The organism is Catellatospora paridis (genome assembly GCF_009720365.1).
GTDB classification, from domain to species: domain Bacteria; phylum Actinomycetota; class Actinomycetes; order Mycobacteriales; family Micromonosporaceae; genus Catellatospora; species Catellatospora paridis.
Genome location: NZ_ML769313.1, coordinates 693831 through 717952, shown reverse-complemented (window position 1 = coordinate 717952; position 24122 = coordinate 693831). Strand labels below are relative to the sequence as shown.

Below are 24122 nucleotides of genomic sequence, written 5' to 3'. Positions count from 1 at the left end.
CACACCGCCCGTAGACGAAGGAGACCCTGAGTGAAGTCCTCTAACCCGGTGCTCGGGCGGATCACCGCCGCCGCGCAGCAGCCGACCTACAGCGTGCCCGGCGGCCAGCCCTACAGCTACGGCGGCCAGACCTACCAGCAGCCCGCCGGGTACGGATACCCGGAGACCGTCCAGTCGTCCCGTGACGTCATGACGATCGACGACGTCGTGGTCAAGACCGTGTCCCTGATCGGCGCGGCGGTGGCCGCGGCCGCCGCGACCTGGATCCTGGTGCCGACGCAGGCGCTGGTGCCGACCTGGATCGCCGCGATGCTCGTCGGGCTCGTGCTGGGCCTGGTCATCTCGTTCGCCCAGATCACCAACCCGGTCATCCTGTTCACGTACGCGGTCGTCGAGGGCGTGTTCCTCGGCGCGGTGTCCAAGGCCTTCGAAACCCGCTGGAACGGCATCGTCCTGCAGGCGGTCATCGCGACCCTGGGCGTCTTCTTCATCATGGCCGCGCTGTACCGGGCCCGGATCATCCGGGCCACGCCGAAGTTCATGAAGGTCGTGATCGGAGCCGCCGCCGGGCTGGCCGTGGTCATGCTGGTCAACTTCGGCATCAGCCTGTTCACCGGATCGGCCGGGCCGCTGCGCAACGGCGGCACCATCGCGATCATCTTCTCGCTGATCTGCATCGTCGTCGCGGCCCTGATGTTCGTGATCAGCTTCCAGCAGATCGAGGACGGCATCGCCGCCGGGCTGCCCCGCAAGTACGGCTGGCTCGGCGCGTTCGGCATCCTCGTCGAACTCGTCTGGCTCTACCTGGAGATCCTGCGTCTCATCTCCTACTTCCAGGAAGACTGACGCCGGCCAGGCGGCCCGGGCGTCCTCCCCTGCCCGGGCCGCCGCACGGAATGCCGTCATTGACCGGGTATGGCATCCTTCCCGCCCCGATACTGATCGTTGGACCAGGTCCGGCCTCGGCCGTGCCTGCGACGACCACGGAACGGGGAGACCCATGCGAGCCACGTTGATCTACGGTGCCGGTGACGTACGGGTGGAGGACGTGCCCGACCCGGTGCTGCGCGAGCCCACCGACGCCCTCGTACGCGTGCTGCGCTCCTGCATCTGCGGCAGCGACCTGTGGCCCTACGGGTCACGACCGGCCAGCGAGCAGGGCGACCGGATCGGCCACGAGTTCCTCGGCGTCGTCGAGGACGTCGGCGCGGACGTCTCCGGGCTGAAGAAGGGCGACGTCGTGGTCGCGCCGTTCGTCTGGGCCGACAACACCTGCGACTTCTGCCGCGAGGGCCTGCAGACCTCCTGCCGCCACGGCGGCTTCTGGGGTGCGAACGGCGTCGACGGCGGCCAGGGCGAGGCGGTCCGCGTGCCGCAGGCTCAGGGCACGCTGGTCAAGCTGCCCGTCGGCGAGGATTCGGCGTTGCTGCCTTCGCTGCTGTCGCTGTCGGACGTGTTCCCGACCGGCCACCACTGCGCGGTCACCGCCGGAGTCGGCCCGGGCACGACGGTGACCGTGATCGGCGACGGCGCGGTCGGCCTGTGCGCGGTGCTGGCCGCCAAGCGGCTCGGCGCGGAACAGATCATCCTCATGGGCCGCCACCAGGGGCGCACCGACCTGGGGCGCGACTTCGGCGCGACCGACGTGGTGGCCGAGCGCGGCGACGAGGGCGTCGCGAAGGTGCTGGAGCTGACCGGCGGCGACGGCTCCCACGCCGTGCTGGAATGCGTGGGCCTGCTGACCGCCATCGAGACGGCGCTCGCCGTGGCCCGAGCCGGGGGCAAGGTGAGCCGGGTGGGCGCGCCGCAGTATCCGGAGGTGCCGCTGGGCCTTCCGGTGTTCTTCCGCAACGTCACGCTCACCGGCGGCGTCGCCCCGGCCCGCGCCTACATCGAGCAGCTGCTGCCCGACGTGCTCGACGGCAGCGTGGAGCCCGGCCGGGTGTTCGACACCACGATCGGCCTCGACGGGGTGCCCGGCGGCTACCAGGCGATGGCCGACCGCAAGGCGCTCAAGGTGCTCATCCGCCCATGATCGTCAGGGCAGCATGCGCGGGTCGGCGGCGAGTCCGGCCAGCCCGGCCTGAGTGAACGTGGCCGCGTCCACCGCGGGACGGCCGCCGCCGTCCAGCACCGTCCACGGCTGGGCGCTCGCCGACGGCGACACGGTGGACCAGGTCATGGGGCTCCACCGGATGGTGAGGTACCCGCCCGCCAGGAACCGGGTGGCGGCGACGGCCCGGTCGGCGGTGGTGTCGACGCGCACCGCCGCACCGCCGACCGACATCACGGCGCAGGTGCCGGGCCCGGCGGAGCTGTACTCGGCGAGCCGGTCGGTCACCGCGGCGGCGCAGAGGTCACCGTCCGGCACGGCGTGTCCGTCGCCCGCGAACGCCGCCGACAGCACCCCCTCGCCCGCGCCGTCGGAGACGATGAGCCGGGTCTGCGAGATGTAGCGGGGCGTCGCCGCGGTGTCCAACCGCCAGGTGGAGGTCGCGTCGGCCGGCCTGCTCGTGTATCCCGCCGGCACCGCGTCGGCCAGCAGCTGGGCGATGCGCCCGCCGTGCGCCTGGGCGGCGTCGGGCCCCGGCACCGGCGGCACCGCCGCCGCGGACACGAGGGCGGTGGCCGACGGAGGCTGCGCGACGGGAAGTTCCCCGGTGGTCCGGGGCAGTGCCGCCGTCACCACCACCGCGGCCACGGCGGTGCAGGCCAGTCCGCCGACCGCGGCGGTGAGCCGGGCGCGCCGCTGCGCCGCGTGCCGGGCGACGGCCAGCACCTGGGCGCCGTCGCGTAGCGGGGGCGCGGGCTGGTCGAGGATCCGCTCGCAGAGGTCCTTCACGTCGTTCATCGATTCCCCCACGGATGTCCGTCGGTGCCGACAGTGCTGTCGCCGAGCAGTTCACGCAGCTGAGCCAGGCCGCGGGCGGTCTGACTCTTGACCGTGCCGGTGGAGCATTCCATCGCCTCGGCCACCTGCTCGACCGACATGTCCGCCCAGAAGCGCAGCACCAGCACCGCACGTCGTCGGCGCGGCAGCCGGACCAGCGCGGCGTGCAGCGCGGAGCCGTCGTCGGCGTAGGAGTCGCGCACCGTGCTGTCCAGCGCGGCGCTGCCGGGTTCGGTGGCGTACTCGCGCCGCCACGGCCGCCGCCGCTCGTCCAGGAACGCGCGCAGCAGCACCCGACGCGCGTACTGGTCGAGTGCGTCGTGCCGGTCGATGCGATGCCAGGCCCGGTAGAGCTTGGTGAACACGGTCTGGGTCAGGTCCTCGGCCAGGTGCCAGTCCCGGCACAGCAGGTACGCCGTGTTGCGCAGGTGGTCGCCGCGCTCGGTGTAGAACGCGACGAAGTCGGCCTCGTGGGCGCGGCGGTCCCGCCATCCCAGCAACCCCACCGCGTGCCACCTCACGTTCCGCGTCGCGCCGTCCCTGACCGCCCCCATGGGCGGTGCGCGGGTAAGACACGGAGCCCGGACCCCGCCAGGTTGCCCGGCGCGCTATGACCACCGCCACAGCCGCTGCGCTCCGGCACCGGGCAACCCGCTGGGGCGAGCGCTACGTGTCTTGCCCGGCGCGGAACCCACCGCGCTTTCGGAGAGGACCATAGACGATGCGTACACGCAGGTGGAGCGCGGTGCTGATGCTGGCGATGCTGGCGAGCGGCTGTTCGGGCGGCGACGCCTCGCCGGGTGTCGCGACGGCGGGCACGCCCGGCGCGAGCGCCCCCACCGCCGCGCCCAGCGGGCCGTCGGACGATCCCGTGCAGCGCGAGCTGGACTTCGTCGCGTGCATGCGCGCCGCGGGCGTGGTGGACATGCCCGACCCGGTGCCCGGCGACAAGTCGGGCCGCAGCGCGCTGCTGCACGCCATGGACGACCTGGGCATGGGCCTCAAGGACTCGTTCCAGACCGCGCTGGACGGCTGCACGAAGTTCCTGCCGCCGGCGGCCGAGCCCAGTCCCCGCACGCCCGACGACGTGACGAAGCTGCGGGCGTACGCCCAGTGCATGCGTGACAACGGCGTCGCCGACGTGCCCGATCCCGACCCGGTGACGGGGCAGCTGAACCACTGGCTGCGGCAGGACGACAAGGCCGCCATGGCGGCGCTGGAGAAGTGCCGCAACCTGCTGCCGCCCGCCCCGACCGCGGCGCCCAAGCCGTGACCGGCTCCAACCGTGGCGCCGACCCGGCCGGCCGCGACCGCACCGGCCTCGACCACAGTGGTCTCGAACTCGCCGGTCTCGGTCGCGGCGGGCGCGGCACGCGCGGGCTGGGGCGGGTTCGGGTCGGCAGGCGGGCCGTGCTCGGGTCGGTGGCCGCCGGGGCGGTCGGGATGGTGACCGGGTGCGACGGCGAGCCGGCCCCGGCCGGAATCGCGTCGCCGCCGCAGACGGTCGCGGTGACCCGCGGTGACCTGGTCGACTTCACCGACGTCGAGGGCGAGTTCGGCTTCGGCGAGGCGGTGCCGCTGCGTTACGTACGCCCGGCGGCTGACGGCGACGCACCGGCCGACGGTGCGGGCGGCGGTGGGCTGGGCCTGGTCACCTGGCTGGCGCCGGTCGGGTCGACGGTGGTCCGCGGCCGGCCGCTGCTGCGCGTCGACGACCAGCCGGTGGTGCTGCTGTACGGGGCGCTGCCCGCGTACCGGAAGCTGATCACGGGTTGCCGCGGCGGTGACGTGCGGCAGCTCGAGGCGAACCTGCGGGCGCTGCGGATGGGTGACCTCACCGTCGACACGGCGTTCACCCCGGCGACCGCGGCGGCGGTGAAGCGCTGGCAGCGGTCGCTGGGTCTGGCCGACACCGGCACGGTGGAACCGCAGCGGGTGGTGTACGCGCCGGGGCCGGTGCGGATCGCCGCGCACGCGCTGCGGGTGGGCGACCCGGCCGACGGCGAGGTGCTCAGCCACACCGGCGCGACCCGCTCGGTCACCCTGCGGCTGACGGAGCAGCGGCGGCAGCTCGCCGTGCCCGGCACCGAGGTGACCGTGCGCCTGGCCGCCGGGGCGGAGGTCCCCGGCACGGTCGACCGGGTGGGCCTGCCCGCCGAGTCCGACGGCGGCGAACCGGCGATCGAGGTGTACGTGCTGGTCGCCGACCAGTCCGCGGTGGACGGCGCGGCGGGCCGGGTGACCGTGCGGTTCACCGCGCAGCGGCGCGACGGTGTGCTCACGGTGCCGGTGACCGCGCTGGTCGCGCTCGCGGAGGGCGGCTACGGGGTGCAGGTCGCGCAGGGCGGCACGACGCGCTACGTCGCCGTGCGGACCGGCCTGTTCGCCGGCGGGCGGGTCGAGGTCGTCGCGGGCGAGCTGGCCGAGGGCGTTCAGATCGTGGTGCCGCGATGACCGCCGTCCTCCAGCTCGACGGGGTGACCAGGACCTATCCCGGCGGGGTCACCGCCATCGACGGGGTCGACCTGACCGTGGACCGCGGCGAGCTGGTCGCGGTCGTCGGCCCGTCCGGTTCGGGCAAGTCCACCCTGCTGCACCTGGTCGGCCTGCTCGACCGGCCGACCGCGGGCACCGTTCGGGTGGCCGGGTTCGACACCGGCGCGCTGCGCGACCGGTCACTGTCGGCGCTGCGCGCCCGCGCCATCGGGTTCGTGTTCCAGCAGTTCCACCTGGCCCCGGGCGTACGCGCGCTGGACGCCGTCGCGGACGGCCTGCTCTACACCGGAGTCCCCCGCGCCGCCCGGCGCGCCCGCGCGGCGCAGACGCTGCGGCAGGTGGGCCTCGCCGAGCGGCTCACGCACCGCCCGCACGAGCTGTCCGGCGGCGAACGCCAGCGCGTCGCCATCGCCCGTGCCCTGGTCAAGCAGCCGGAGGTGATCCTGGCCGACGAGCCGACGGGCAACCTCGACTCGGTGTCCGCGGCGGCGGTGCTCGACCTGCTGCGGCAGTCGCACGCCGCGGGCACCACGGTCGTGGTCATCACTCACGACCAGGGCATCGCGCAGAGCCTGCCGCGCCGGGTGGAGATGCGCGACGGCCGGATCACCCGTGACACCGCCGACCGGAAGGCGTACGCCTCATGACTCTCATCGCACCCCGGCCGGCCCGGCTGCGCGGCACGGATCTGCTGCTGCTCGGCGGCAGCGGACTGCGCACCCGGCCACTGCGGGTGGTGCTGTCCGCGCTGGGTGTCGCCATCGGCATCGCCGCGATGCTCGCCGTGCTCGGCATCTCCGCCTCGTCACGCGCCGACCTCGACCGCACCCTGGCCAAACTCGGCACCAACCTGCTCACGGTGTCCCCGGGCGAGGGCGTGTTCTCCGGCGAGCCCGCGGCACTGCCCGCCGAGGCGGTGCCGATGATCCGCCGGATCGGCCCGGTCACCTCGGCGAACGCCGTCGGGCTGCTGCGCCAGGCGCGGGTGTACCGCAACGACCGCATCCCGGCGCAGCAGTCAGGTGCGATCGCCGTACTGGCCGCCGACCTGGGCCTGCTCGACACGGTCGGCGGCCGGGTCGCCGCGGGCGCGTGGCTCAACCCGGCCACGGCCGACTTCCCGGTGACGGTGCTGGGCGCGACCGCCGCCGAGCGCCTCGGCGTCGCCGACGCCGGCGCCCAGGTGTGGCTCGGCGGGCAGTGGTTCACCGTCGCCGGCATCCTCGACCCGGTGCCACTGGCCCGCGAGCTCGACTCCGCGGCGCTGGTCGGCGGGCCGGTGGCGGCGTCCCGGCTCGGCTACGACGGGCACCCGACCACCGTGTACTGCCAGGCCGCGCCGGATCAGGTGCTCGCGGTCCGGGCCGTGCTGGCGGCCACCGCCAACCCCGCGGACCCGCTGTCGGCCCGGGTGTCGCGCCCGTCGGACGCGCTGGCGGCGCAGCAGGCGACCGACCGCGCCTTCACCGCGCTGCTGCTCGGGCTGGGCGCGGTGGCGCTGCTGGTGGGCGGCGTCGGCGTGGCCAACACGATGATCATCTCGGTGCTGGAGCGGCGCGGCGAGATCGGGCTGCGCCGGGCGCTCGGCGCGACCCGGCCGGCCGTGGCCGTGCAGTTCCTCATCGAGGCGCTGCTGCTGTCCGGCCTCGGCGGCGTCGCCGGGGCGCTCCTCGGCGCGGCGGTCACCGCCACGTACGCGACCACGCAGGGCTGGCCGGTCGCCGTGCCAGTCTCGGCGCTCGCCGCCGGCCTGGGCGTCACCGTCGTCGTGGGCGTGCTCGCCGGTCTCTATCCCGCGCTGCGCGCCGCCCGCCTGTCCCCAACCGCCGCCCTCGCCACCCAGTAGTCCGCCTGCCTTTGCCGAGCCGTCTCGTGTCCTGGTTTATGCAGTTTCAACGAAATTGCATAAACCAGCCGGGTATAACAGCAATTTCCCCGAAATCGCATCAACAGCCGCTCGGCGCACTGACGAAGGCAGTCGCCGCAGTACGCGGAAGTGCCGGGTCGAAGGTCGTTCGGCCGTTAGCCTTACAACCGGTACAAAACGTGCAGAGTAGCTGGCGGGGCTGGTGACGCAGTGAACCAACCGCAGGACGGGTCCACCGAGCTCGACCGGACGGTGACCAAGCGGGCCGTCTATCCGGTGTTCCAACCGGTCATCTCGCTGCGCAGCGGCCGGGTCGCCGGATACGAGGCGCTGGCCCGCGGCCCAGCCGGCTCGGAGCTGCGCAATCCCGCCGAGCTGTTCGCGCAGGCGCAGCGCGCGGGTCGGCTCACCGAACTCGACTGGGTCGCCAGGGCGGCGGCGTTCCGGGCCGCGATGGCCGCCGGCCTGCCGTGGGACGTGCCGCTGTTCGTCAACGTCGAACCGTCCACCATGGGCAGCGCCTGCCCGGCCGGGCTGACCGACACCATCGAGACGGCGAGCCGCGAGCTCCAGGTCGTCATGGAGATCACCGAACGGTCGCTGAGCGACGACCCGGCCGCCCTGCTCACCTCGGTGGCCCGGGTACGCGGCCAGTCCACCCGCATCGCCCTGGACGACGTCGGCGTGAACCCGGCGAGTCTGTCCCTGCTGGCGCTGCTCAGCCCCGAGATCATCAAGCTGGACCGGCACGTGGTGCAGGGCCGCCCGACCCACGAGACCGCGCAGGTGGTCAACGCGGTGCTGGCGGAGTCCGAACGCACCGGGGCGATCATCCTCGCCGAGGGCATCGAGACCGAGCGCCACCTCGCGGCCGCGATCTCCATGGGCGCGACCCTCGGCCAGGGCTGGCTGCTGGGGCGGCCGGGTCCGCTGCCTTCGGATTTCGAACGGCCGGACACCGACCTGCCGTACAGCACGGCCCCGGACACCGGGGCGCGCACGCCGTTCGAGGTCGCCCGGCGGCGACGCCGGGCCACCCGAGCCACCAAACGGCAGCTGATCCCGCTCAGCAAGCACCTGGAGAGCATGAGCGAACACGCGCCCGAGGCCACGGTGCTGCTCGGCGCGTTCCAGGGCGCCCAGCACTTCACCGAGCACACCCGCCACCGCTACCTGTCCATCGCCGGCAAGGGGGCGCTGACCGCGGTGTTCGGGCACGGCATCGCGCCGCAGCCCGCTCCCGGCATCCGCGGCGGCCCGCTCGCCGACGACGATCCGCTGACGGCGGAGTGGACCGTGATCGTGCTGGGCAGCTACTTCTCTGGCGGGCTGTTCGCCCGGCAGCTGCCGACGACGTGCGAGCGCGAGGCCGACCGCGAGTTCGATGTGATCATCAGCTACGACCGGTCGCTGGTCGCCGAGGCCGCCCGCACCCTGCTGAGCCGGCTCGCCCCGGTCTCCTGACCGTCCGGTCCGCGGACCTCCGTGTCGCGGGGCGGGTCAGAGCAAGGCCGCCAGGCGGGTGAGGATCGCGGCCGCCGGTTCGGCGGTGGCCTGGCGGAAGCCGGTGCCGGCCCACAGGTGCACCCGTTCGGCGTCGCCGGCCGCGGCGGCCGCCCGGCGCAGACCGGCTGTGAGGTGGTGCACGGCGGGATAGCCGTACGGGGCGAGGTCGCCGTACCGGTCGATGAAGTCGTTGCGCAGCGCCCGCGCGGGGCGGCCGGTGAACGCGTGGGTGACGACCGTGCCGGACCGGGCCGGGTCGGCCAGCGCCGCCCGGTGCACCGCCGAGGTGCCCGCTTCGTCGCACCGCAGCAGCACGGTCCCGACCGCGACGGCGGCCGCACCCGCCCGCGCCGCAGCGGCGACGTCCGCCGGGTTCGCCACACCCCCGGCTGCGATCAACGGCAGGTCCACCGCATGCCGGATCGCGGCGACGAGGTCGGGCAGCGTCGTGTCGGGCACCGGCCGAGTCGGGGTCAGCGTGCCCGAATGACCGCCCGCGGCCGGGGCCTGCACGGCGAGCGCGTCGAGGCCGGCCTCCGCGGCGGCCTTCGCCTCGTCCACGCCGGTGACCGTCTGCACCAGCAGCGCACCCGTGGCACGCAGCGCGGCCAGGTCGTCGCGACCCGGGATGCCGAAGGTGAAGCTGACCAGGGGCACCGGATCGGCGCGGAGGACGTCGAGCTTGTCGTGCCAGTGGTCGTCGTCCTCGACGGGCGCCGCGGGCAGCGTAACGCCGTGCCGCTCGGCCTCGACCGCGAGCAGTTCGGCGTAGCGCCGGTAGGCCGTCGGGTCGACCGGCACGGGGTTGGGCGCGAACAGGTTCACGCCGAACGGCACGGACGCCGCGGCGACCGTCACGATCTCCTCCGCGAACGCCTGCGGTGTCTTGTACCCGGCGGCGAGCAACCCGAGCCCACCGGCGCGCGCGGCCGCGATGACCAGGGCCGGTGTCCCCGCGCCGCCCGCCATCGGCGCAGCGATCAGCGGCAGGCTCACGCCCAGCGCGCGGGTGAATGCGATGCTCATCAGTGCTCTCACTCCCACGTGGATGACGATCTGTCACGCCGCCGTGCTCGGCCGTGCCGGGTCAGCTTGCTCGACCTGCCAGGCCGCCATGCTCGGCCGTGCCGGGTCAGCTTGCCCGGCCGCGCCAGAGCGGCGTGCTCGGCCGTGCCAAAGCGGCGTGCTCGGCCGTGCCGGGTCAGCGTGGCGGCTGGCCCGGGTCGTTCGGGTGCGGCGTCAGCGGCGTGACGTCCTCGGTCCGCCAGGCGCGCAGCGGCATGGACGCGAGCACGGTCTCCAGCTGGTCCGCGTCGTCTGCGCGGAACAGGCCCCAGGTCCGCCACTCGCCCGGGGCCAGCGGCGGCCGCCACAGCCGCAGCAGGTTGCCCTGCGCCACCAGCTCTGCGGCGCGCACCGCCTCGCGCCGACGCATGTCGGCGACCTCCTCGTCGGTAGTGCCCGTCGGCACCGTGGTCCGCATGTCGACCATGTATTCCACCGCCGCGCCCCCTTCCCGCTCACCCGGCCACCGCCCGCACGACCGCACGACCGCACGACCGCACGACCGCCAAGAGCATCGGACTTGCCTGGCACCTGTGCGTATCAACGCTCAAGATACGCACAGATGCCAGGCAAGTCGCGCGATCTTGGCGGCGGCGCGTGGGCGACGGCGCGTGTCGGGCCGGGGCCAGGAACGGGCGGGGCGGGGGCGGGCGGGGCGGGAGCGTGAGCGGACGGGTCAGGGTTTGCGGGAGCGGAGGCCGAGGATGCGGCGGCCGGCGGCGAGCAGGTGCCGGCGCAGCATGTCGGCGTCGTGGTGCTGCATCACCGGCGACGAGGCCGTGGTGGCGATACCGGCCAGCGCGAGCGTCGCGTTGATCTCGGCTTCGGCCGAGTCGTCGAGCGCCATCAGCTCGCCGGGGCGGCGGAACAGCTCCACCACGTCCGGGTGGCTCTGCAGCGCGCTGGTGACGCCGGGGTCCGTACCGATCATGGCGATGAGCCCGCGGTGCTTGACGGTCAGGTCGACCAGGCCGGACAGCATCGCGTCGGCCCGGGCGGACGGGGTGCGCTGCGCCTCGGCGGCCGTGATGATGGCGTGCATCTCCTCGATGGCCGGCTGGATCACCGCGGTCAGGATGTCGTCGCGAGTCTTGAAGTGGTGGTAGACCGCGGCCTTGGTGACCCCGAGGGTGTTCGCGATCATCTGCAGCGAGGTGCCGGCGAAGCTGTGCATGGCGAACAGCCGGCAGGCCTCGTCGAGTAGGCGCTGCCGGGTGCGTTCCGGGCCGCGCGAGTCAGCGTGTGTCGCAGCTCTCACGGCACCCTCCTTACCAGATCATCGACGGCGGGGGAAGTCACCCGTCCTGAGCAAATCTAGCTGATCAGCGGCCATCCGCCTAGCCGGTCGACAAGCTGGAAACCAGCCGAACGACTAGCTGAAAACTTGCCGATCGACAGGTTCACTCCTTGCCGATCGGCTTGCTCACTCCTTGCCGAACGGCTAGGGTCGGCCGTGGTGCGGCGACCCCTGAACAGGCTGGTGAACAGCATGTTTCGCCGCGATGACAGCCACCCATCCCTCGTTTGGAGTACTCGACGTGGCGACATTCCTGTACCGGATCGGCCGGTTCTCGTACCGCCGACGCTGGATCGTCCTCGGCCTCTGGGTGCTGCTGCTCGCGCTCGCCGGGGCCGGCGCGGCGACGATGTCCGGCAAGATGTCCAACGATTTCAGCATCCCGGGCACCGAGGCCCAGCGGGCCATCGACCAGCTCACCGAGCGCTTCCCCGAGGCGCATGCCGGCGGGGCGGGCGCCCGGGTCGTGTTCGTGGCGCCCGAGGGCAAGACCGTCGCCGATCCCGGCGTGCAGGCGGCCATCGGCCAGGTGGTGGGCGCATTGAACGGCGCGCCGCAGGTCGCGCGGGTCGTCGACCCGTACACCGCGAAGTCCATCTCCCCCGACGGCCGCTACGCCTTCGCTCAGGTCACCTACGGCGTGCAGGGCATGGAACTGACCGATGCCGACCGTGACGCGCTGCAGGACGCCGCCGCCCTCGGCCGCGACGCGGGCCTGACCGTGGAGATCGGCGGCGACGCGCTGCGGGCCAACCCGAAGACGGGCGTCGTCGAGGTCATCGGCATCGCCGTGGCTGCCCTGGTCCTCATCATCACCCTGGGCTCGCTGGTCTCCGCCGGGCTGCCGCTGCTCACCGCGGTCGTCGGGATCGCCATCGGACTGGCCGGAGTCGCCATCGCGGCCCGGTTCGCCGACATCAACTCCAACAGCCTGATCCTGGCGCTGATGCTCGGCCTGGCCGTCGGCATCGACTACGCCCTGTTCATCGTCTCCCGGTTCCGGCACGAGCTGCTGGTACGCAAGGACGGCGCCGAGGCGGCCGGGCGCGCCGTCGGCACGGCCGGCTCGGCCGTCGTCTTCGCCGGGCTCACCGTGATCATCGCGCTGGCCGCGCTGGCGATCGTCGGCGTCCCGCTGCTGGCCGGTCTGGGCCTGTCCGCTGCGGCGACCGTCGCCGTGGCCGTGCTGGTCGCGGTCACGCTGCTGCCCGCGCTGCTCGGCTTCACCGGCGACCGGCTGGTCAAGGGCCGCCTGTTCGGCCACGCCACGCCCGACCCGGAGTCCGACTCGGGCCCGGTCCCGATGGGCGAGCGCTGGGCACGCTTCGTGGTCCGGTTCCGGGTGCCCGTGCTTATCGTGGCCGTCGCCGCGCTCGGCGTGCTCGCGATCCCGGCCGCGGACCTGCGCCTCGGCCTGCCCGACGACGGCATGCAGGCCACCGACACCACCCAGCGCAAGGCGTACGACATCGTCAGCACCGGGTTCGGGCCCGGCCTGAACGGCCCGCTGGTGGTCGTGGCCGAACTGCCCGCCGGGGCGGACCCGCAGGCCACCCTCGGCCAGCTCGTGACCCGCCTGTCCGGCATGGACAACGTGCTCTACGCGGCGCCCAACGGGATGAGCGGCGACGGGCGCACCGCGCTGCTGGCCGTCATCCCGAAGACCGGCCCGAACGACGTGGCCACCGCCGACCTCGTGCACACCATCCGGGAGCGGAAGGCGGCCATCACGGCCGGGACCGGGGCGACCATCGCGGTCACCGGCGTCACCGCGCTGGCCATCGACGTGTCCACGCGCCTGGACGAGGCGCTGCTGCCGTACCTGGCGGTCGTGGTCGGGCTGGCGTTCCTGCTGCTGCTGCTCGTGTTCCGGTCGGTGCTGGTGCCGCTGAAGGCGACGCTGGGCTTCCTGCTCAGCCTCGCCGCGACGTTCGGCGCGGTGGTGGCCGTGTTCCAGTGGGGCTGGCTCGGCGACGTGTTCGGCGTGCACGAGACCGGTCCGATCATGAGCATGCTGCCGGTGTTGCTGATCGGCATCCTGTTCGGCCTGGCCATGGACTACCAGGTGTTCCTGGTGACCCGGATGCGCGAGGACTTCGTGCACGGCGCGACGGCGCGGGATGCGGTCGTCACCGGGTTCCGGCACGGCGCGCGGGTGGTCACGGCCGCCGCCATCATCATGATCAGCGTCTTCGGCGGCTTCGTGTTCTCCGGTGAGACGCTCATCCAGTCGATCGGCTTCGCGCTGGCGTTCGGTGTGCTGGTGGACGCGTTCGTGGTCCGCATGACCATCGTGCCGGCACTGATGTCGCTGCTGGGCCGGGCGGCGTGGTGGCTGCCCCGCTGGCTGAACCGCATCCTGCCCAACGTGGACGTGGAGGGCGAGAAGCTGCACCAGGCGCAGGAGCCGGTGCGCGAGCCGGTGACCGCCGGCGTCTGACCGACGGCGAATGACGAGGGGGTGCAGGCTCTTGCCTGCACCCCCTCGTCATTCCCTGCGCCGGAAGCCGTCGCGCGCCGGCGGGCCGCCTGGGAAGACGCTCTGCCAGGCCGCCGCAGTCCGGCGAGGCGGACTGCCGCCCGCTCCCGTCAGCTCCGCCGGACTGCGATCAGGACGGCGTCGTGAATGGTGACCGGGTTCCCGTCGGGGTCGGTGACCTCGCGGGCGGGCGTTTCGGCCCGGATCTCCCAGTCGCGCTCGTCCAGCGTGGCCTCGACCTGCTCCGCGGTGAACATCAGCTCCGGCAGCCGCGGACGGCCGAGGGTGGTCTCCAGGTCCGAGGGGTGATGCCCGACGATGAGCAGCGTCCCGCCGGGACGCACCGCCGCGGCCAGCCGCCGGTGCAGCGCCTCCAGCGCGGGCCGGGGCAGGTGCATGAACTGCGCAGACACCAGGTCGTACCGGGCGGGCGCGGGATCCCAGGACAGCACGTCGACCTGTTGCCAGGTGATGCGCTCGGCAACCCGTTCGCCCCGCTCCGCGGCATGCGCGGCCGCGCGCCCGAGCGCCACCTTGGACACGTCGACACCGGTCACCTGCCAGCCCTGGGCCGCCAGCCAGACGGCGTCGGCGCCCTCGCCGCTGCCGACGTCGAGCGCGTCACCCGGTGCGAGCCCGGCGACGGTGGTGACCAGATGCGGGTTCGGGTTGCCGCTCCATACCCGGTCGGTCGAGCCGTATCGCTCGTCCCAGAACTCCGCCGTGAACATGATCTCGGTTGCCTGCTGGGTCTCGGTTGCCTGCTGCGCGTGCGCGTCGGTCATGGCGACCACCTCCACCGCCACCCTGCCGCCGCCGCCCGACCGCACGCAAACTACCTTGCCGTTCCAGCAAACCAGGAGCCCGGAGCGGGTGACGGCTCGTCAGCCACCACCGCGCCCCGGGCTGCGGCCACCACCGCGTCGATCATGAAGTTGTGTCACCGACACACCGTCGAGCCGTGCCACAAATTCATGATCAACGCAGGGGTGGGGGGTGCGGGTCAGAAGTCGTCGGGGGTGCGGATGCGGTCGCGGATCCAGGTGCCGGCGGGCTTGAGGCGGGTGGTGCCGGAGAATTGGCCGGTGGCGCAGGTGCCGGTGGTGAAGACGGCGCCGGAGCGGAAGTCGTCGGAGAAGTTCCAGTTGGTCCAGCTGACCTTCTTGGCGGCCATCAGGTCGAGGTAGCGCTGGGCGTTGGTGAAGTCGTTCGGGCCGTCGCCGGTGGCCTGCTGGGTGCCGAACTCGGTGACGAACATCGGCAGGGTGTCCACGGCCTGGGCGAAGGTGTTGTAGTACGCGTTGCCGTGCGAGGCGGCGTAGAAGTGGAAGACGTACATCAGGTTGCCGGCGGTGACCGGGTTGGCGGTGATGGTCGCGACGCCGTTGCCGTCGCCGGACACCGACAGCGAGGACCAGTCGGGCGTGCCGACGAGCACCACGGCCTCCGGGTCGCGCTGGCGGATCACGGGGATGACCTGGTCGGCGTAGCTCTTGATGGCGGACCAGCTGACCTCGCTGGGCTCGTTGGCGATCTCGTACAGCACGTTGACCTTGTTCGCGTGCCGCTGCGCGATCTCGGCGAAGAAGGTCTTCGCGCGGGCCAGGTTGTAGTTCGGGTCACCGGGGTCGAGCATGTGCCAGTCCACGATGGCGTACATGCCGCGGGCCGTGGCCAGCTCGATGTAGTTGTGCACCAGGTCGGTGAAGCGGCGCGGGTCGGTCTCGTAGCCGTCCTCCTGGATGTACATGGAGATGCGCAGCACGTCGGCCTTCCACTCCTGCGCCAGCACGTCCAGCGAACCGGCGGTCGCGCAGCTGGCGTACCACTGGATGCCGTGCGTGCTCATGCCGCGCAGCTGGATCGCCTTGCCGTTCTTGTTGCACAGCTGCCGCCCGCACACCCGCAGCTGGCCGTTGGCGGCAACGGGAGTGCCGGGGTTCGCGGTCGGGCTGGTGCTGGGGCTGGCCGACGGCGGGGTCGACGGTGCCGCGGAAGGCGACGGCGGCTTCGAGGGCGAGGCGGACGGCGACGGCGGCCGCGGCGTCGAGGCCGACGGGCTGGGCTGGGTGCCGCCGGCGCACGGCTGGCCGTTGAGCAGGCAGCCGGTGGGGCTGCCGGAGCCCGTGCCGATGAAGCCGAAGACGACCGAGGCGCCGGGGGCGATGGTGCCGTTCCAGGACAGGTTGGCGAAGACCACCTGCTGGCCGCTGCCCGAGCGGGCGGCGTCCCAATGCGAGCTGACGGCAGTGCCGGCCGGCAGGGTGAACGACACCTGCCAGGAGTTCATGGTGCTGGTGCCGCCGTTGGTGACGGTGTAGCGGCCCTCGAACCCGGAGCCCCACTCGGACACCTTGGTGAACGTGGCGGTCGGCGTGGTGGCAGCACTGGCGGAGCCGACCGCGACGGCCAGCGACACCGCGGCCAGCACGGACACCGCACCGGCGACCAGGACGTTTCTCAGCTTTCGTGACATGCGCGCCTCCACGGGGGCGTCGTGTGCGGACGTGGCGGGCGGCATCGAAAGCCGACCCGGACATCTGTTAGGAAGATTAACTTACTATCCATCACCCTAAGTTCATCAATGGGACGGCGTCAAGGCGGGGCGAACTTAATGATCGCTTAAATCAACCTTCACCTGCCACGCAAGCAGATCCACGCCACGCAACCGCGCTCCACATCGGACGGCGGGGCGGTTGAGGCAGGTGCCGGTCCTGCCGGGGGGTGTTGACAGCGATGCCCGCAGACTCGATCCTCGACGCAATAGTTAGTCAGTCTTCCTAACAGTGTTGCGGTCTTCGGGGAGGCCGTCGCGCCGCCGGCACCGTGACATGCCCTGACGCGGCGCCGATTCGACAGCGAAGGAGCCTTTACGTGTTCACCACCGATGAATCCCGACGCACCACCGGCGCGCGGCCGCGCGCACCCCGGTTGCTGGTGACAGCACTGGCGGCGGGGCTGCTGGCCACGGCCGCCTGCACCCCGGGCGAGCAGGCCGCGCCGCTGGCCAGTCCTGGCGTCGAGGCGTCGGGCGAGGTCGAGCTCTGGCACTTCTTCACCGACCGCGAGGCGAACGCGATCGCCGAGATCGTCGAGGACTTCGAGGCCGAACACCCCAAGGTGAAGGTCACCGTGAAGGGCGGCCAGGACGACACCAAGATGCTGCAGGCCATCGGCGCGGGCCAGGGACCCGACGTCGGCCTGAGCTACTCCACCGACATCGTCGGCAAGTTCTGCTCCTCCGGCGCCTGGACCGACCTGACGCCGTACCTGCAGCGCGACGGGATCGACCTGAAGCGCTACCCCGAGGTGATCCGGTCCTACACGGAGTTCCGGGGCAAGCGGTGCGCCATGCCGTTCCTCGCCGACGTGTACGGCCTGTACTACAACAAGAAGATCTTCGCCGAGGCCGGCGTCGCCGGGCCGCCGAAGACCCTGGCCGAGCTGACCGAGCTGGCCAAGAAGCTGACGGTACGCAAACCCGACGGCACCATCGAACGCGCCGGTTTCCTGCCCTCCTTCGGCTTCTACGAGAACTCCCCGTCGCACCTGGCCCCGACGGTCGGCGCGAACTGGCTCAACGCCGACGGCACCTCGGCCATCGGCAGCGACCCGAAGTGGCAGGAGCTGATCCGCTGGCAGAAGGACCTGGTCGACTGGTACGGCTACGACAAGCTCGAGAAGTTCCGGGCCGGCCTGGGGGACGAGTGGTCTGCCGACAACGCCTTCCACAAGGGCAAGGTCGCCATGAACGTGGACGGCGAGTGGCGCATGGCGTTCCTGCGCGACCAGGCCAAGGACGTGTCGTTCGGCGTCGCGCCGCTGCCGGTGGCCGACCCGGCCCGCTACGGCGGCGGTTACGTCACCGGCAACGTGATCGGGGTGTCGCGCACCGCGAAGAACAACGAGGCGGCCTGGGCCCTGGTGCGCTTCCTGACCACCGAGACCAAGGCCATCGTGAAGCTGAGCAACGGCATCCGCAACGTGCCCAGCACCACCGACGCGCTGACCAGCAAGGAGCTGGTGGTGGACCCGGAGTTCCAGGTGTTCCTGGACATCTTCGCCCACCCCGCCACGGTCACCACGCCGCCGAGCGCGATCGGGGCGGCATACCAGGAGGAGCTGTCCGGGTTCCTGCAGTCCTATCAGGCCGGGACCACGACCGACCTGGCCGGCGGGTTGACGAAGGTGGACCAGCAGATCAACAACCTCGTCAAGCTGGCGGGCTGATGTCGCTGCCGCTGCTCGGGGGTGCGGGCACGTCCCGCACCCCCTCCCCCAGGCTCACCCGGCTGCGGCGGCGGCTGACGCCGTATGTCTTCGTCGCGCCGACCCTGGCCGGGCTCGCCCTGTTCCTGGTCTACCCGCTGGTGTCGGCGGTGTACTTCTCGTTCACCCGGTTCAACCTGATCCAGGCCCCGGAGTGGGTCGGGCTGGACAACTGGCGCTTCCTGTTCGAGGACGACAACGTCGTGCGGGCGGCCAAGAACACGCTGTGGCTGGTCGTGGTGATGGTCCCCGCGCGCATGCTCGGGGCGCTGCTGACCGCGCTGCTGCTCAACCAGGTCAAGCGCGCCCGCGGGGTGTACCGCACACTGTTCTACCTGCCCGCGCTCGCCCCGCCGGTCGCCGCGACGCTGGCGTTCGTGCTGCTGCTCAAGCCCGGCACCGGCCCGGTGAACACGGCACTGTCGGCGCTCGGCGTGGACAACCCTCCACTGTGGTTCAACGACCCCGCCTGGGCCAAGCCGTCGCTGGTCGTGCTGGCCATGTGGGGCATCGGCGACCTCATGATGATCTTCATCGCGGCGCTGCTCGACGTGCCCGCCGAACTGCACGAGGCCGCCGCCCTGGACGGCGCGGGCAGCTGGCAGCGCTTCCGGTACGTGACGCTGCCGAGCATCTCTCCGGTGCTGGCATTCGCGGCGATCACCGGGATCATCGGCACGCTGCAGTACTTCACCCAGGCCGCGGTCGCCGCCAGCGTCGCCTCCGGGCAGGTCACCGGTGGCGGCGGCATCTCGGACACGTTCGGCTACCCCGAGGGCTCGACGTTCACCTATCCCCTGTGGCTGTACGTGGTCGGCTTCCGCTACCACGTGCTCGGATACGCCAACGTGCTGGCCGTGGTGCTGTTCGTGGTCTCGATGACCGCGACCGTGCTGCTGCTGCGCCGGTTCAAGGAGTTCACCCGATGACGCGACGGACCGTGCTGCTCTTCGTCGCCCGGCACGCGGTGGCGATCGCGCTGTCGGTGATGTTCCTGGCCCCGGTGGTGTTCCTCGGGCTCACCTCGTTCATGACCAGCGACCAGACGCTGACCTCGCAGCTGTGGCCGACCTCGTGGCACCCGGAGAACTACGCCGAGGCGTTCGCCAAGGCCCCGCTGCTGCGCTACCTGGTCAACACGCTGCTGTACGCGGCACTGGCCACCGGCTTCATGCTGCTGGCCAGCGTGCCCGCCGCGTACGGGCTGGCGAAGCTGCGCTGGCGCGGCCGGTCGGTCACCATGGTCGCGATCGTCTGCATGATGATGCTGCCGCCGCAGGTCACCACCGTGCCGCTGTACCTGTTCTGGGCCGACGCCGGGTTGACCGGGTCACTGTGGCCGCTGATCCTGCCCATGCTGGCCGGTGACGCGTTCTCCATCTTCCTGCTGCGCCAGTTCCTCGTCACCATCCCCGACGAATACCTGGACGCGGCCCGCGTCGACGGCGCGGGCGAGTGGCGCACCCTGCTCAAGGTCGTCCTGCCGATGGCCCGCCCCGGCATCGCCGCCGCCGCCATGTTCCAGTTCTTCTACGCCTGGAACGACTACTACGGGCCCCTGCTCTACACCAGCGAGAACGAGCAGAACTGGACCGTCTCCCTGGGCCTGGCCAGCTTCCGCAGCATGCACCACGTGGAATGGCACCTGGTCAGCGCCGCCACCATGCTCACGATGATCCCGGTCGTGGTCCTGTTCTTCTTCGCCCAGAAGGCTTTCGTCCAGGGCGTCACCCTCACCGGAGTCAAAGGCTGACGGGGCCGTGGATCCATCCTGGCTGCCCTAGGATTCGCTGATCAACTTCGGCTCCATCGATGGGAAGCACGTGGCCTTGCACAAGCGCAGGATCTATCTGAGTCTGGTGGTGTCGGCCGTTTCCGCCCTGGCCGTGTCAGTCACACCGGCCGAGCCCGCGGCGGCGGTGACGACCACCAAGACGCAACTGCAGTACTTCCTCAGCCCGCACCCGGACGACGTCTTCATGGCCTGGTCACTGGTGCAGAACTCGACCGCCAACTATCCGGTCTTCATCACCCTCACCAAGGGCGAGTCGACCGGCTACTGCAAGGGCACGTACGCAACCCCCATCACCATCGCGAACTGGGGAACCTACGACCGGGCCATCGCGGAAGACTGCAAAGCCGCTCGAATGGCCAGTCTGAACAACTGGTTCGACGATCAGTCGGACGCCGACTCCAATCTGAACGACTACTCTCGCGCCGCCGGCCACACCTCCGGCTACCTCATGGTTCCGGAGACCGTCGAGGCGCCGGCCGGCGGCATCGACACCGGCGCACCCACCCCGTCGGGGATGGGCGGTTGCGCCCCGACCTGGGGCAGCGGCTCCTGCGCGGGCGCCAATCCCAACGTGGGCAGGCCGATTCCCGACAACTTCTCCACAACGGGCGACCCGTCGCAGGCCCGCCAGGTCACCTGGTGGGTCGGCGAGACGTCCGCGCGAGTCGAATTCGATCTCGGCGACGGCAACCTCACCAATGCCGAGGTCATCTGGGCGTTCGAGTACGTCCGCGCCAATCGGGCCGAGAAGCTGCCGCTGACGACCGAGTACGGCGTGGTCGCAGCGGGCTTCTCCAACCTCGGACAGCACTACACGGCGTGCACCGACTACAGCCACCACGACCACCGGGCCATCCACGAGGCCGTCCACGGCACCGACCTGATCCCCGACGAGGGCAAACACCCCCAATGGGGGGCGACCTGCGGCAGCCGGACGACGACCGTCGGCATCGACACCGAGGCGCTCCCGGCCAACGGCGGCCGGGCCGATGAGATCACGCCCGCCTTCTACAACGCCAACATGGCAGGCTCCTCGGCGTACTTCCAGAAACGGTTCGGCTGGCTGCGCGGCGGCAACCTGTGGCCATCCGGCACAGACCCGACCCACCCCGTCATCTTCGCCCGCTGGAACTACTTCTGGCGCCGCTTCTAACCCCCGCGACGATCTTGCGCGAACCGTGGTGACGACACACTCCATCCGGGCGTATCGGCAACAGTTCGCGCAAGATCGTCGCGATCTTCGCCCGCGGCGACAGTGCCGCGCGGACAGTCAGCGCAGCGCTCTGACCTCGGCCAGGTTCAGTGCGGTCGGCGTGCTCGTCACGAGCTGTATGCGCACGTATCGGCCGCTGCCACCGACGGTGACCGTGGTCGGTCGAGCGGCGGTGCCGGTGTGGCGATATGCGGTGACGCCCGGTTGGGCGAGCACGGCGGCGAGCGTCCCGCAGCCTGCGCATGACTCTCCTTTGAGCAGCTTGCGCGGAGTTCCCCGGCCGCCGGGCGACGGCTGGGGTCGAGCACTGTAGCGGAGGCGCGGTCGAGGGGCGATCAGGTGGCGCGTCGCGGTCTTCGCCCGCGGGACGGCGGCGTCAGGACCGACGGCGCCGCCCCGCAGGGCCACTCAGGCGGCGGGGGTGAAGGCGGCGAGGTCGTCGAGGTCGTACCGGGTGGTGCCGAGGGTGAGCAGGTGGCCCTCGGTGGTGGCGACCGGGGGCGTGCCCGCGCCGACGGCCAGCACGATGCGGAAGTCGGCCGCCGTGCCTTCCTGGCGGACCTGCAGCGCGCCGTTCACCGTGGCGAAGGTGATCGCCTCGCCGCCGACGACCCAGCCCTTGAGGTAGGCGTCGCCCTTGGTGAGCAGGAACGTCGCCGCCCCGTTCTCGGTGGCGCCGTGGCTGATCTGTACGCCGGGCTCCGGTGACAGTTGCCAGGCGTAGGCGTGGCTACGAGCGTCGGCGAAGGTGTCGTGGAGCGCGAGCACCGTGTCCGCGCCGCCGACCGGGCGCAGGTCGACCGCGACATCGCGGCGGGCCGTGGCCAACTGGTAGTTGCCGCTGCCGTCCAGGGACAGGAACCCGCCGTGCTGCCCGGGATAGCAGCGCGAGGCGAGGGTCACGCCTCTGCCGACGGCCGGCTCGACCTTGCCGTCGACCAGCGGCTTGGAGAACAGTTCCAGCTTGGCGTAATCCTTGGCGGGCTGCCGCGCCCACGCCGTGCCGTGCCCGATCAGGCCCAGGCCGAAGGTGTCGGTGCCGTTCCAGCCGAGGTGGTGGGCGTTGCGGTTCTGCAAGCCCACCAGCACGTCGTCGGCGTCGGAGTGGCGGCTGCGGAACTGGTACGCCCCGGCATGGTCGTCGTACAGCGGCGCGGTCACCTCGGCCGGACCGAGATCCGGGTCCTGCTCCCGGACGCCGACCGGCCAGTACAGGATCGCGGACAGGTCCTGACTGCCGCCGACGCGCGGCACCGGGGCCAGGCGGCCGACGGTGCGCTCGTAGTGCCACAGGTACGCGGGAAGCTGCGCGGACGGGGTATTGGTGAAGAACAGCGGAGCGGCCGCGACGGTGCCGTTCGCAACGCCGACGCCCCACTGCAGCCGCTGCTGGCCGGGCGCGGCCGACATCGAGTGCATGAGCAGGTTCGCGAACTGCGGCCGGTGCCAGGACGCGTCCAGCGCCCCGATGCCGGCGTCGAGCGAGCCGATGATGCCGGGCACCGCGATGGTCAGGCCGTAGCTGAGGTAGTCCAGGCCCTCCTGGTCCCAGCCGGTGTCGGCGTACGCGGTGTCGAGGTGCTGCCGGAGCTGGTCCACGAGGCCCGCGATGCGCCGCTCCTGGAGCCCGAACCCGCCGTCGCCGCGCACCGCGAGCTGCATCGCCAGTTCCGCGCCGCGGATGACGGCGACCCAGTTGCTGGCCCTGTCCGGCAGGTCGATGTTGGGGTGGTGGCCGACCTCGAAGAAGGCCTGCGCCCGCTGGAAGGCCTCGATCGCCTGCGCCCGCTGAGCTTCGGACCACGCCGGGTAGGACCAGTCGTAGATCTGGGCCAGGCGCGCGATGCAGTTGGCGGACTCCAACAGGTTGGTCGTGGTCAGGTACGGCAGTTGCCGCTCGGACTCGGTGAACGCCGTGAAGCCCGCGCGGCGTACGCGACGTCCCCGGTGACCTGGTACGCGAAGGCGGCCTCGGCGCCGTGCTGGCACCAGGCGGCGTACCCGGTACCGGTGGGACCGGCGGCGACGCGGGCGAGCAGGGCCTCCCACAGCAGCTTCGGCGTGCCGTCCTTGATCGCTTTGCGGGCGTCCTTGAGCCGGTCCTTCGTCGCCTCCGAGCGCGGGTGGGCGAGCCCGGCCGGGCTCGCGGTGGCCAGCACCGTGCCCGCGGCGTCGGTCAGCGCGTAGTGCTTCGAGCCCTTGCGCTGGTTCGGGGCGAGGGTGACCCCGTCGGCCGTGGTCGCGAACACGCCCAGCGCGCGGGCCTTGCGCAGGTCGCTGTCGGACAGGTCCTGCTGGTCGCCCCAGAGGGTCACCGGCCCGGTGGTGCCGGCCGCGAGGCGCCACGCGACACGCACGTCGTGGCCGAGTCCGGTCGCCGAGAGCACGGTCGTGCGCTGGTCGTCGGCGAACGTGGCGGGCAGCGTCACCGCGCCGGGCACGGTGACGCCGAGCTGCGCCCCGGCGGGGTCGAGCGCGACCACCTTGTAGAAGTAGGACGCCGACGGCTGTGCCGTGGCATCCTCGGCCTGGGTGAAGCCGGTGAGCGTACGCAGCAGCGTCGCCGGGCCGGGCACGAAGTCGGCCGCGCTCCCCCGGTGAATCTCGTAGCGGTGCGGGGTCAGCCCGGCGAAGTTCCAGCTCAGCTCGACCTCGCCGGTCGGCTGGGCGCTCGCGGTGACCACCCCGGCGGCGTCCACCGCGGCGATTTCGAGGTTGTCGATCAGGTAGCGGCCCTTGGCGCTGTCGAGCATCGGCTCGATCGACAGCTGGGTGGTGCCCGCGGGCGCGGCGACGTACTCGGTGACCTGCCGCCAGTCGTGGGTGCCCGAGGTGCGGGCGGCCAGGGTCAGCGGCACCCCGCCGTTGACGTACTGCACGCGTACGGCGGCGGCGTACCCGCTGATGTTCTCGGCCTTGACGTCGACCGAGACCCGGAAATAGCGCACCCGGGACGGGTCCGGGTTGTCGATGCGCTGGCCGACGGCGGTGCGGTCGTCGGTGGAGTCGTTGAGCAGTTGCAGCGCCCGGCTGCCGTCCGGCCCCTCGGCCAGTGAGATGACGCCGTTGCCGGCCGGCTTCCACGGGCCCCAGCCCTCCGGCTGCCCGGTGGCGGTGACCCGCTCGAAGTCGCCGTTGATCAGGGCGGTGGCGGCGAAGGCGGGCGCCTGCGCCCCCGTCGCCGCCAGCACCGCGGCCGTCGCGGCGAGCGCGGTGGCGCGTTTGAGCACACGCATGGCAGGTAC

22 protein-coding genes are annotated in these 24122 nt (G+C 72.0%); 12 read left to right on the top strand and 10 right to left on the bottom strand.

From position 1 onward, the window contains the following. The first annotated feature begins 30 nt into the window (after positions 1 to 30). Together F9C41_RS08035 and F9C41_RS08030 are read left to right on the top strand one after the other, a co-directional pair. Positions 31 to 846: a Bax inhibitor-1/YccA family protein gene (locus F9C41_RS08035; protein ID WP_155385999.1), complete on the top strand. Its 816-nt coding sequence runs from the start codon at positions 31 to 33 to the stop codon at positions 844 to 846. 154 nt (positions 847 to 1000) lie between these two features. Further along, positions 1001 to 2035 (top strand): zinc-binding dehydrogenase, encoded by a 1035-nt coding sequence (locus F9C41_RS08030; RefSeq protein ID WP_155385998.1) that lies wholly within the window; start codon positions 1001 to 1003, stop codon positions 2033 to 2035. Between the two features lie 3 nt (positions 2036 to 2038). Here the strand turns inward: F9C41_RS08030 and F9C41_RS08025 are convergent, their stop codons facing one another. Next, complete coding sequence (locus F9C41_RS08025; protein WP_155385997.1) at positions 2039 to 2851, bottom strand: hypothetical protein; 813 nt, start codon at positions 2849 to 2851, stop codon at positions 2039 to 2041. Next, on the bottom strand, positions 2848 to 3396 hold the full coding sequence (locus F9C41_RS08020) for a SigE family RNA polymerase sigma factor (protein WP_330164739.1): 549 nt from the start codon (positions 3394 to 3396) through the stop codon (positions 2848 to 2850). Before F9C41_RS08020 ends, F9C41_RS08025 begins: the two co-directional genes overlap by 4 nt. A gap of 215 nt (positions 3397 to 3611) precedes the next feature. Between F9C41_RS08020 and F9C41_RS08015 the strand changes: the two genes are divergently transcribed. The 5 genes from F9C41_RS08015 to F9C41_RS07995 all read left to right on the top strand — a co-directional run bounded on the left by F9C41_RS08015 (position 3612) and on the right by F9C41_RS07995 (position 8717). Further along, complete coding sequence (locus tag F9C41_RS08015) at positions 3612 to 4163, top strand: hypothetical protein (RefSeq protein WP_155385995.1); 552 nt, start codon at positions 3612 to 3614, stop codon at positions 4161 to 4163. Beyond that, complete coding sequence (locus F9C41_RS08010) at positions 4160 to 5344, top strand: peptidoglycan-binding protein (RefSeq protein ID WP_155385994.1); 1185 nt, start codon at positions 4160 to 4162, stop codon at positions 5342 to 5344. Before F9C41_RS08015 ends, F9C41_RS08010 begins: the two co-directional genes overlap by 4 nt. Continuing rightward, positions 5341 to 6033 (top strand): ABC transporter ATP-binding protein, encoded by a 693-nt coding sequence (locus F9C41_RS08005; RefSeq protein ID WP_155385993.1) that lies wholly within the window; start codon positions 5341 to 5343, stop codon positions 6031 to 6033. The genes F9C41_RS08010 and F9C41_RS08005 overlap by 4 nt, the downstream gene beginning before the upstream one ends. After that, positions 6030 to 7232, top strand: a complete 1203-nt coding sequence (locus F9C41_RS08000; RefSeq protein WP_155385992.1) for an ABC transporter permease — start codon at positions 6030 to 6032, stop codon at positions 7230 to 7232. The genes F9C41_RS08005 and F9C41_RS08000 overlap by 4 nt, the downstream gene beginning before the upstream one ends. A gap of 231 nt (positions 7233 to 7463) precedes the next feature. Beyond that, positions 7464 to 8717 carry a sensor domain-containing phosphodiesterase gene (locus F9C41_RS07995; protein ID WP_155385991.1) on the top strand — a complete coding sequence of 418 codons (1254 nt, stop codon included), beginning with the start codon at positions 7464 to 7466 and terminating at the stop codon, positions 8715 to 8717. Between the two features lie 36 nt (positions 8718 to 8753). Here F9C41_RS07995 and F9C41_RS07990 read toward each other — a convergent pair whose 3' ends face one another. From F9C41_RS07990 to F9C41_RS07980, 3 genes are all read right to left on the bottom strand, one after another. Beyond that, entirely contained in the window at positions 8754 to 9785 is a 1032-nt protein-coding gene (locus F9C41_RS07990; RefSeq protein ID WP_155385990.1) for a nitronate monooxygenase, read from the bottom strand. 175 nt (positions 9786 to 9960) lie between these two features. Continuing rightward, positions 9961 to 10251: a muconolactone Delta-isomerase family protein gene (locus F9C41_RS07985; RefSeq protein WP_230689416.1), complete on the bottom strand. Its 291-nt coding sequence runs from the start codon at positions 10249 to 10251 to the stop codon at positions 9961 to 9963. 249 nt (positions 10252 to 10500) lie between these two features. After that, positions 10501 to 11082 carry a TetR/AcrR family transcriptional regulator gene (locus tag F9C41_RS07980; RefSeq protein ID WP_230689415.1) on the bottom strand — a complete coding sequence of 194 codons (582 nt, stop codon included), beginning with the start codon at positions 11080 to 11082 and terminating at the stop codon, positions 10501 to 10503. Between the two features lie 280 nt (positions 11083 to 11362). On the opposite strand from F9C41_RS07980, the gene F9C41_RS07975 reads away from it, so the two are divergent. Continuing rightward, complete coding sequence (locus F9C41_RS07975; RefSeq protein WP_155385988.1) at positions 11363 to 13561, top strand: MMPL family transporter; 2199 nt, start codon at positions 11363 to 11365, stop codon at positions 13559 to 13561. Positions 13562 to 13710: 149 nt separating this feature from the next. On the opposite strand, the gene F9C41_RS07970 is transcribed toward F9C41_RS07975, so the two are convergent. Then, complete coding sequence (locus tag F9C41_RS07970) at positions 13711 to 14385, bottom strand: class I SAM-dependent methyltransferase (RefSeq protein WP_230689414.1); 675 nt, start codon at positions 14383 to 14385, stop codon at positions 13711 to 13713. A gap of 218 nt (positions 14386 to 14603) precedes the next feature. After that, positions 14604 to 16076 carry a cellulase family glycosylhydrolase gene (locus F9C41_RS07965; RefSeq protein ID WP_155385987.1) on the bottom strand — a complete coding sequence of 491 codons (1473 nt, stop codon included), beginning with the start codon at positions 16074 to 16076 and terminating at the stop codon, positions 14604 to 14606. Between the two features lie 398 nt (positions 16077 to 16474). Here F9C41_RS07965 and F9C41_RS07960 point away from each other — a divergent pair, with 398 nt between their 5' ends. The 4 genes from F9C41_RS07960 (at position 16475) to F9C41_RS07945 (ending at position 20817) form a co-directional block, all read left to right on the top strand. After that, positions 16475 to 17830: an ABC transporter substrate-binding protein gene (locus tag F9C41_RS07960; RefSeq protein WP_230689413.1), complete on the top strand. Its 1356-nt coding sequence runs from the start codon at positions 16475 to 16477 to the stop codon at positions 17828 to 17830. After that, positions 17830 to 18798: a carbohydrate ABC transporter permease gene (locus F9C41_RS07955; protein ID WP_155385986.1), complete on the top strand. Its 969-nt coding sequence runs from the start codon at positions 17830 to 17832 to the stop codon at positions 18796 to 18798. Before F9C41_RS07960 ends, F9C41_RS07955 begins: the two co-directional genes overlap by 1 nt. Continuing rightward, positions 18795 to 19622, top strand: a complete 828-nt coding sequence (locus tag F9C41_RS07950; protein ID WP_155385985.1) for a carbohydrate ABC transporter permease — start codon at positions 18795 to 18797, stop codon at positions 19620 to 19622. The genes F9C41_RS07955 and F9C41_RS07950 overlap by 4 nt, the downstream gene beginning before the upstream one ends. A 133-nt stretch (positions 19623 to 19755) precedes the next feature. Beyond that, a complete protein-coding gene (locus tag F9C41_RS07945; protein WP_155385984.1) occupies positions 19756 to 20817 on the top strand; it encodes a hypothetical protein in 1062 nt (353 codons plus the stop codon). Positions 20818 to 20934: 117 nt separating this feature from the next. Here F9C41_RS07945 and F9C41_RS07940 read toward each other — a convergent pair whose 3' ends face one another. The 3 genes from F9C41_RS07940 to F9C41_RS07930 all read right to left on the bottom strand — a co-directional run bounded on the left by F9C41_RS07940 (position 20935) and on the right by F9C41_RS07930 (position 24113). Continuing rightward, positions 20935 to 21093 carry a hypothetical protein gene (locus F9C41_RS07940; RefSeq protein WP_155385983.1) on the bottom strand — a complete coding sequence of 53 codons (159 nt, stop codon included), beginning with the start codon at positions 21091 to 21093 and terminating at the stop codon, positions 20935 to 20937. Positions 21094 to 21285: 192 nt separating this feature from the next. Continuing rightward, positions 21286 to 22740 (bottom strand): hypothetical protein, encoded by a 1455-nt coding sequence (locus tag F9C41_RS07935; RefSeq protein WP_155385982.1) that lies wholly within the window; start codon positions 22738 to 22740, stop codon positions 21286 to 21288. Between the two features lie 14 nt (positions 22741 to 22754). Further along, complete coding sequence (locus F9C41_RS07930) at positions 22755 to 24113, bottom strand: fibronectin type III domain-containing protein (RefSeq protein WP_155385981.1); 1359 nt, start codon at positions 24111 to 24113, stop codon at positions 22755 to 22757. Positions 24114 to 24122: the final 9 nt, after the last annotated feature.